The 7,503-nt window shown below is 63.0% G+C and carries 9 protein-coding genes; all 9 read right to left on the bottom strand.

What is annotated here, in order from left to right; all coding sequences use genetic code 11:
- Positions 1–110 precede the first annotated feature (110 nt).
- The 9 genes from madM to mdcA all read right to left on the bottom strand — a co-directional run bounded on the left by madM (position 111) and on the right by mdcA (position 7,370).
- The gene (gene madM, locus PMI21_RS00975) at positions 111–875 is read right to left on the bottom strand and encodes a malonate transporter subunit MadM (protein ID WP_007941980.1); all 765 of its coding nucleotides are present in this window, start codon (positions 873–875) and stop codon (positions 111–113) included.
- Position 876: 1 nt separating this feature from the next.
- Positions 877–1,293 carry a malonate transporter subunit MadL gene (gene madL, locus PMI21_RS00980; protein WP_007941979.1) on the bottom strand — a complete coding sequence of 139 codons (417 nt, stop codon included), beginning with the start codon at positions 1,291–1,293 and terminating at the stop codon, positions 877–879.
- Positions 1,294–1,359: 66 nt separating this feature from the next.
- Entirely contained in the window at positions 1,360–2,271 is a 912-nt protein-coding gene (gene mdcH / locus PMI21_RS00985; RefSeq protein WP_007941978.1) for a malonate decarboxylase subunit epsilon, read from the bottom strand.
- Positions 2,268–2,888 carry a malonate decarboxylase holo-ACP synthase gene (locus PMI21_RS00990; RefSeq protein WP_007941977.1) on the bottom strand — a complete coding sequence of 207 codons (621 nt, stop codon included), beginning with the start codon at positions 2,886–2,888 and terminating at the stop codon, positions 2,268–2,270. Before PMI21_RS00990 ends, mdcH begins: the two co-directional genes overlap by 4 nt.
- A complete protein-coding gene (mdcE, locus tag PMI21_RS00995) occupies positions 2,882–3,685 on the bottom strand; it encodes a biotin-independent malonate decarboxylase subunit gamma (protein ID WP_007941976.1) in 804 nt (267 codons plus the stop codon). The genes PMI21_RS00990 and mdcE overlap by 7 nt, the downstream gene beginning before the upstream one ends.
- A complete protein-coding gene (locus PMI21_RS01000) occupies positions 3,682–4,533 on the bottom strand; it encodes a biotin-independent malonate decarboxylase subunit beta (protein WP_007941974.1) in 852 nt (283 codons plus the stop codon). The genes mdcE and PMI21_RS01000 overlap by 4 nt, the downstream gene beginning before the upstream one ends.
- Positions 4,526–4,825, bottom strand: coding sequence for a malonate decarboxylase subunit delta (locus tag PMI21_RS01005; protein ID WP_007941972.1), 300 nt, complete (start codon positions 4,823–4,825; stop codon positions 4,526–4,528). The genes PMI21_RS01000 and PMI21_RS01005 overlap by 8 nt, the downstream gene beginning before the upstream one ends.
- Positions 4,825–5,700 carry a triphosphoribosyl-dephospho-CoA synthase gene (locus tag PMI21_RS01010; RefSeq protein ID WP_007941971.1) on the bottom strand — a complete coding sequence of 292 codons (876 nt, stop codon included), beginning with the start codon at positions 5,698–5,700 and terminating at the stop codon, positions 4,825–4,827. The genes PMI21_RS01005 and PMI21_RS01010 overlap by 1 nt, the downstream gene beginning before the upstream one ends.
- Entirely contained in the window at positions 5,700–7,370 is a 1,671-nt protein-coding gene (gene mdcA / locus PMI21_RS01015; protein WP_007941970.1) for a malonate decarboxylase subunit alpha, read from the bottom strand. The genes PMI21_RS01010 and mdcA overlap by 1 nt, the downstream gene beginning before the upstream one ends.
- Positions 7,371–7,503: the final 133 nt, after the last annotated feature.

Genomic DNA, 7,503 nt, shown 5'->3' with positions numbered 1-7,503 from the left:
TTCCCACGCTCTGCGTGGGAATGCAGCCCGGGACGCTCCGCGTCCCAAAGCGGACGCAGAGCGTCCATTGAGGCATTCCTTTGCTGCGCGTGGGAACGATCAGTCATTCGTTAGCCAACAATCCCGCGAACAACGAAGTACAGCAACGAAGGCCCAAGCAAGCACCCCAGCCCGGTATGGAACGTCGCCGTCAGCGCGCCATATGGCACCAGCCGCCGATCCGTCGCCGCCAACCCGGCGGTCACACCACTCACCGTCCCGGCCAACCCGCCAAACACCATCGCCGAACGTGGATTATCCAGGCCCATCCAGCGCGCCGCCACCGGCGTGCCGACCATCACCAGAATCGCCTTGATCAACCCTGTGGCAATCGACAACGCCATCACATCGGACGTGGCACCAATCGCAGCCCCGGTCACTGGCCCGACGATGTACGTCACCGCGCCCGCGCCAATAGTGGTCATGCTGATCGCATCGCGATAACCGAACACCCAGGCAATGCTCGCCCCGACAATGAACGGCAGAATCGTGCCCAGCAGCAGCGCGATGACGCCAATCATCCCGGCCTTTTTCGCTTCGGTGGCCTGCACTTCGAACGCCGTGGCAACGATGGCGAAGTCACGCAGCATGGCGCCGCCCATCAAACCGATGCCGGAAAACAGCGACAAATCCGCCAGGCCTTTTTGCCCGCCGGTCATGGTGCCGCCGACCCAGGCCAGCACCAGGCCGATGACGATGGCTATCGCCGAGCCGTGAATCCGGCCGAAGGTCAGGCGCTTGGACAGAATCACCGACACCCACATGATTACGCCAACAAACGCGAATGCCGTGACCAGACTGTTATTTACCAAACCTTTCTCGATGAGTTCCCACATATCACCGACCTCCTACTGGCGTGCCGACCGGGGTGACTTGCGCCGGCTCATCGGGCAAGGGTTCGCCTTTGTGGCTCCGGCTAATCAGGGCAATGGTGCATCCGCAGAGCACCACCGAACCGATCGCCGCCAGCACCGCCACCGGCCCGCCGTGCAGGGCTGTGACGACGTTCTGTTGCGCAGCCATCGCCACCACCACCGGAATGTACATGGCGCCCCAGAAGCCCACGCCCATCTCGCAATCCTTGGTCATGCCGCCGCGTTTTTGCATCCACAACCGCGCGCAAATCAGCAGGATCATCGCGATCCCGACCCCGCCGACGTTGGATTTCACACCCAGCAACACGCCGAGCATGTCCCCCATGATCACCCCTGCCAGCGTACAGATCGCCAACAGCGCCACACCGTAAATAATCATTGTTGTAGTCCTCAAAGTGCATCGTCGGAATTGTTGTTTTTGTAGTTCGCAACCTGAGTCGGTGATCTAGGGTCGGCGGCTTCCCTCCTCACGCAACAGCGCCTGCAAGGTATCGAGCCGTGCACCGTCACAGGCAATGACGGTGCCCTGCTCGAACACCCGGCGCGCCAGCCCGGTCAACACCGCACCGGGCGGCAGTTCGATCTGTAGACGCACGCCGCGCTCGTAAGCGCTTTGCACCGTACCGCGCCAATCGACGACGCGGCACATGTTGAACGCCAGGTCGTCGCGCAAGGCGTCGGTATTGATGACGGGCCGTGCGCGGCTGCCGCTCAGGTAACCCAGGGTCGGCGTTTTCAATTGCACCCTGGCGAACGCTTCGGCCAGGTTTTTTGCGGGAGCTTCCAGCAGCGGACAATGGGACGGCACGCTGACCGCCAAACGCTTGGCCAGACCGGCGCCACGCCCTTTCGCCAACTCGGCGACCGCTTTCATCGCACCATCGCTGCCAGCGATCACCACTTGGTTATCGGCATTGATGTTGGCCAGGTAAACCGGTGTATCAACACTGTGAACCTGCGCCAGCAACCCTTCCACCGTCGCCAGTTCCAGACCGATGATCGCGGTCATGCCATAGCCCTGAGGATAAGCCTGCTGCATCAGCTCACCGCGCAGGCTGACCAGATGCAGCGCATCGCTGAAACTCAAGGCACCTGCGACCACCGCCGCCGGGTAGGCACCAATGGACAATCCCGCCACGTAATCCGGCGCCATTGATAACTGGCGCGAAGCGGCGACGCCGGCAATCAGCAGGCACAGCTGAACCGCCCTCGTCGACTGCAACGCCTCGGCAGAATCGAGCAACAAGACGTCTTCGCCAAGCACCTCGCTCGCTTCGATCAGCGTTTCCCGAGGCAAACGATGGAGCATGCCTGGTTGCTGCGCGCCCTGGCCGGGGAACACCAGCAAGCTACTCACGCTGCTTGCTCCTGCGGGTTCCACGGATCGGACACCAGACACGCTTCATGGGCGTTTTTGAGTAGAACCCGTTGCGAAGGGCCAGCCCATTCGCGCAGGGCGACAGCACCATTCGGAGTCTGCAACTGCATGTCCACCAGACACTCGGCGGTGCCCAAAAGAGTCATCAACGCCTGCGCTTGAATACGGCTCAACGACTGCGGAGTACGCAGAATCAAATCGAGATCGCTGCGCTCATGGAGCGCCGCAAAACCGCTGGCCAATTCGAACCCGGCGCTGCCGCTGACACCCCACACCCAACCGCAGGCGTCGAGCATCGGCCGCAGTTGCGCCAAAGCTCGCAGGGTCGGCAGGTTACGAGTCGTCTCAACATGACAGAGGTCTTCCGGCCGAACACGACGCGAAATTGCCGCGATCGCTATCGACGTTGCATAACGCTGTTCGCGCAAGCGCCCACGCACCCCGACCGCTATCTGATCCGGCGCGGTGATCGCGCGCCGAACCACCACAGGCTGACCCGCGCTGATCGACTCGACCACCCACGCCGGCGTATCCGCAGGCAACTGCTCCGGGGTCATCCCCCAAAGCAGGTCGTGGGCCAGAAACGTATTCACCACTGCGCTCTCAGCAGTTGGCGAACCTTGCTCGACGCGGCGCGGTTACTCGCGCCCAGGCGGCTGCTCAGATCGCGACCGCTGGCGGCGACATCGCCAATCGCCTGGTTCAGGCATTCCGTCACGCGAGCCAGATCCGCCGTCGTCGGCTGCTCGATCTGCTCCACCGACAAGGTTTCCCAGAGCAAGCCCAGGCTGGCAAAGCTGTCGATGTCATAGGCCATCGGCGGCACGCTGGCGGCCAACGCCTCCAGCTCTTCGACACTGCGCAATGTGACCCGCGCCGCCGAAGCCTTGCCCATCGCATGCACCATTACGCCCGGATCGCGCAACGCGATCAGCCGGTTGGCCTGATACCCGTGAGCCAGAAACGCCCCGGACATCGCCTTGCCCACCAGCAAACCGATCACCGCGTGGCCAGCCAGTCGGGCGCGGGCATAACTGTCTGCCGCTCCGGCCAATGCCTGATGAATGCCGAGCGCTTCTTCGCGCCGGCCGTAAGCCTGGCTCGGCACATCGACGATGGCGATCAACGCCCGTTTGTGCGATTTGTCCCGATCGGCTTCGATCACCTCATCCACCGCTTTGGCCAGGCCCCAGCCTTCCAGCAGACCGACCTCACCGCTGCGGGCGCGGACGAAGCGGTTGCCAGGATCGGCCACCACCGCGATAAACCGCACGGGTTGATCGCCCAATAAACCGTCAGCGACTTTCAACGATGCCGGCAAACCCTCGACCGATTTCGCGCCAGCGCTCAAGGCGTTGAACCAGTTCAGGCCTCTCAGGGAATACGAACTCATGAGCGCTCTCCTTGATACAGATCGCGAACCGTCGCCGGCTCGATTTGCGGTTCGGCGTCCAGACGAGCCAGTCGTTGCAGGAACCATTCGGCCTGGCGGCTGCGGGTTTGCGCCGGCAAACCTTGCTTGAGTAATTCGCCGACCTGCTGCTGAATCTGCGCCACGTCGTCAGCGACATAGCGATCCACCAAGCCACTGGTGAACCGTTGCTCGCCGCCGGTCAGGCTCCAGATAAACGGGCGATCACGGGAGTCGTATTCCTCAAGCCCGGCTTCCTGCTCGATCACCTGCGGACCGTTGAGGCCAAGGCGCGCTTCCTGGGTTACCAGCAAATAACTGCACAACCCGGCGGCAATCGACATCCCACCAAAGCAGCCAACGCTGCCGGCGACCACGCCGATTACCGGTTGGTACTGGCGCAGATCGACAATCGCCGCGTGAATATCGGCAATCGCCGCCAGCCCGAGATTGGCTTCCTGCAAACGCACGCCACCGGTTTCCAGCAGCAACACGGCGCGGGTGGCAATGCCTTTGCGGTTGTCCTCGGCGGCCAGTTCCAGTGCACCGGCTATCTTCGCCCCACCGACTTCACCCAGGCTGCCGCCCTGAAACGCGCCTTCGATGGCCGCGATCACCACCGGCAAACCGCCGATGCTGCCCTTCGCGATGACCACGCCGTCATCGGCTTGCGGCACCACGCCCTGGCGCGACAGCCATGGCGACATGACCCGCTGAAACGGGTCGAGCAGTTCGCGGAAGGTGCCGGTGTCGAGCAAGGCCTTGGCGCGTTGCCGAGCACCGAGTTCGACGAAGCTGTGTTTATTCAACAAGGCTGCGCTATCAGTCATGGCCGATCTCCTCAAAGCCTTGCTCCAGACGCAAGCGCACCACGCCGGGGGTGGCGCCGAAATCGTGGATATCGATCGCCATCGCGGGCGGTGTCTGGCCGTCGAACATCCGTGCAAACAGATGCTGCCAGCGTTGTTCACTGCCATTGACCGAGGTCTGCACCTGGATCGTCAACTTGCCCGCCAGCCCCGGCTCGATCAGCACTTCCAGATCGCCCGAGCCCACACAGCCCACCAGCGCCCTGCCCCGTGGCGGCTGCCCGGCGGGGAATTCAAAGGATAAGGTTTCCATCAAAACGCTCCCTGGAAGATGCTGTCGCCGGACTCGATGCGGTCGATGAACAGACAGGCTGCGAGCAAGTCCGCAGCGCCGCCGGGCGAGGCATTCAACGCGATTAATTGTTGGTCCAGCTCATGCAAACGGCGGCGACCGGCGAGGCTGGCGCTGCCGCCGGCGTCGAGCACCGCTTGCGCGCCGAGTTGCATGGTGTGCAGGCCGGTTTCACCTGCGCGGTAGAGCACGCAGGTGTCGGCTAGTGTCGTCATGATCGCCAGCAAGGCATCGAGCCTGGCGTTCTGTTCGCCGTGGCCTGCGGCACGGCTGCGTTTGAGTTGCGGCAAGCCACGTTGCAGCACGGCCGGGAAACCAAGCTGCGCCTCTTCACGGGCACCGCGTGCGCCGTAACGTTGGGCGACCTGGGCTCCGTGGCTTAAGGGACGCGGCGAGTAACGGTCGTCGAGCAAGGCCAGGCGCGCAGCGCGCAAAGTGATTGAGCTTGCGCCACAGGATTCAGGTTCCAGCGCGGCGGCAGTGACCAAAAGACCCAACGCCCAGATCGCCCCACGATGAGTGTTCACGCCGTTGGTGGTGGCGAGCATCGCTTGCTCGCCTTCACGACCAATGCACCCGACAGCTTCGCGCAGTGGCAAACCGATCTCGCCAAACTCGATGACTGCGTCCGCCATGGCCTTGAACGCCGGCCACAGGGACAACGCCGAAGCGTGCATCAGCCCGAGGTGCAAATCGGTATGCGCGCCATTGCCACGACGGTCCACCAGCGCCGGCTTCGGCGACAGGTCCGCTTCGTCGATCAGCGCGTCCACCGCCAGGTCCGCCAGCCGTTCGGCCAGGGTGAGGGTTTTCGGTTGCAGGTTGAATGCGTGCATTACCAGCTCCTGAACTTGGCGGGCGGGTTGTAGAGGCCACCGGACCACTCCACCAGATCGGCCACGCTTTTCGCAGCGAGCAACTCGCGAGTGGCGTCGGTGCGGCGGATGCCGAGGTCTTCGGGCAAGGCGATCAGGCCTTCTCGACGCATGCGTGCGGTGTCTTTGGGGTTGTGGCGCAGGCCAATGGCGGTCACCCCGGCAACGGCGGCGATCATCGCCTGGCGTTCTTCGAGGGAACGGGCCTTGTACAGATAGGCGATGCCTTCTTCGGTGAGCAGGTGGGTGACGTCGTCGCCGTAAATCATGATCGGCGCCAGCGGCATGCCGCTTTTCTTCGCAACGTCCACCGCATCGAGGGTTTCGACGAAGGTCGGTTTGCCGCCCTCCTGGAAGGTCTCGACCATTTGCACCACCAGTTTTTTGCCGCGTTCGAGCATCGGCTCGGCCGCGTCGGTGTGGCGCATGTCGAGCCAGGCCGGTGTGCCGTGACGACGACCGCGAGGATCGTGGCCCATGTTCGGCGCACCACCGAAACCGGCCAGGCGACCGCGAGTCACGGTGGACGAATGACCGTCGCCATCGACTTGCAGGGTCGCGCCGATGAACAGGTCCACCGCGTATTGCCCGGCGAGCTGACTGAACATCCGGTTGGAACGCAGGGAGCCGTCGCGGCCGGTGAAGAACACGTCAGGCCGGGCGGCGATGTAGTTTTCCATGCCCAGTTCGGTGCCGAAGCAATGCACGCTTTCGACCCAGCCACTTTCGATGGCCGGAATCAGGGTCGGGTGAGGATTGAGGGTCCAGTTGCGGCAGATCTTGCCCCTGAGGCCGAGGGATTCGCCGTAGGTCGGCAGGATCAGTTCGATGGCGGCGGTGTTGAAACCGATGCCGTGGTTCAGGGACTGGACGTTGTGTTTCTCATAGATCCCGCGGATCGCCATCATCGCCATCAACACGTGCACAGGCTTGATGTGACGTGGGTCGCGGGTGAACAGCGGCTCGATGTAGAACGGCTTGTCAGCCACCACCACGAAATCGACCCAGGACGCGGGGATGTCCACGCGAGGCAACTCGCTGACATCGTCCACCAGTTGATTGACCTGGACGATGACGATGCCGTCGCTGAAGGCGGCCGGTTCGATCAACGCCGGGGAGTCTTCGGTACTTGGGCCGGTGTAGATGTTGCCGGCACGGTCGGCCATGAAACCGGCCGAGAGCACGACGTTGGGGATCAGGTCCACCACCAGCCGCGCATAGAGCTCGATGTAGGTGTGGATCGCGCCGATTTCCAGCAAACCGTCTTCGAGCAACTGGCTGATGCGCAGGCTTTGGGTACCGGCGAACGAGAAGTCGAGCTTGCGCGCGATGCCGCGCTCAAACAGATCCAGGTGCTCGGAGCGCCCGACGCTGGGCATGATCATGTGCAGATCATGCAGCTTGCCCGGATCGGCCTTGGCCAGGGAACGGGACAGGAAATCCGCCTGCTTCTGGTTATTGCCCTCCAGCACCACACGGTCGCCAGGCAGGATCAACGCCTCCAGCGCCGCCACGATCTTGTCGGTGGGCAACACCACACCGTCGGCAAGCCCCTTCACCAGCTCGAGGCGCCGCTGCTTTTCGCTGCGCCGCCGCGTCCATCGCGAGTCGGGGGATATTGTTGTTGTCATGACCACTCCACGGGTTCGCTGTCGTGGGGGTCACCTTAGGAGTGTTGGGTGTAGGGCATCAATCAAGCAGAGTGTTGGATTGTTACGGTCAGGGTAATGGTTGTCCCCGCAGTTTGATCGTTCCCACGCTCTG

The organism is Pseudomonas sp. GM18, from assembly GCF_000282195.1.
Taxonomy (GTDB): domain Bacteria; phylum Pseudomonadota; class Gammaproteobacteria; order Pseudomonadales; family Pseudomonadaceae; genus Aquipseudomonas.
This window is presented reverse-complemented; position numbering and strand designations above follow the sequence as displayed.

Coding starts and splice junctions, on each gene's coding strand:
- PMI21_RS01000 (WP_007941974.1), bottom strand. CDS start 4,533: ATGACTGATAGCGCAGCCTTGTTGAATAAACACAGCTTCGTCGAACTC.
- mdcA (WP_007941970.1), bottom strand. CDS start 7,370: ATGACAACAACAATATCCCCCGACTCGCGATGGACGCGGCGGCGCAGC.
- mdcE (WP_007941976.1), bottom strand. CDS start 3,685: ATGAGTTCGTATTCCCTGAGAGGCCTGAACTGGTTCAACGCCTTGAGC.
- madL (WP_007941979.1), bottom strand. CDS start 1,293: ATGATTATTTACGGTGTGGCGCTGTTGGCGATCTGTACGCTGGCAGGG.
- PMI21_RS01010 (WP_007941971.1), bottom strand. CDS start 5,700: ATGCACGCATTCAACCTGCAACCGAAAACCCTCACCCTGGCCGAACGG.
- PMI21_RS01005 (WP_007941972.1), bottom strand. CDS start 4,825: ATGGAAACCTTATCCTTTGAATTCCCCGCCGGGCAGCCGCCACGGGGC.
- madM (WP_007941980.1), bottom strand. CDS start 875: ATGTGGGAACTCATCGAGAAAGGTTTGGTAAATAACAGTCTGGTCACG.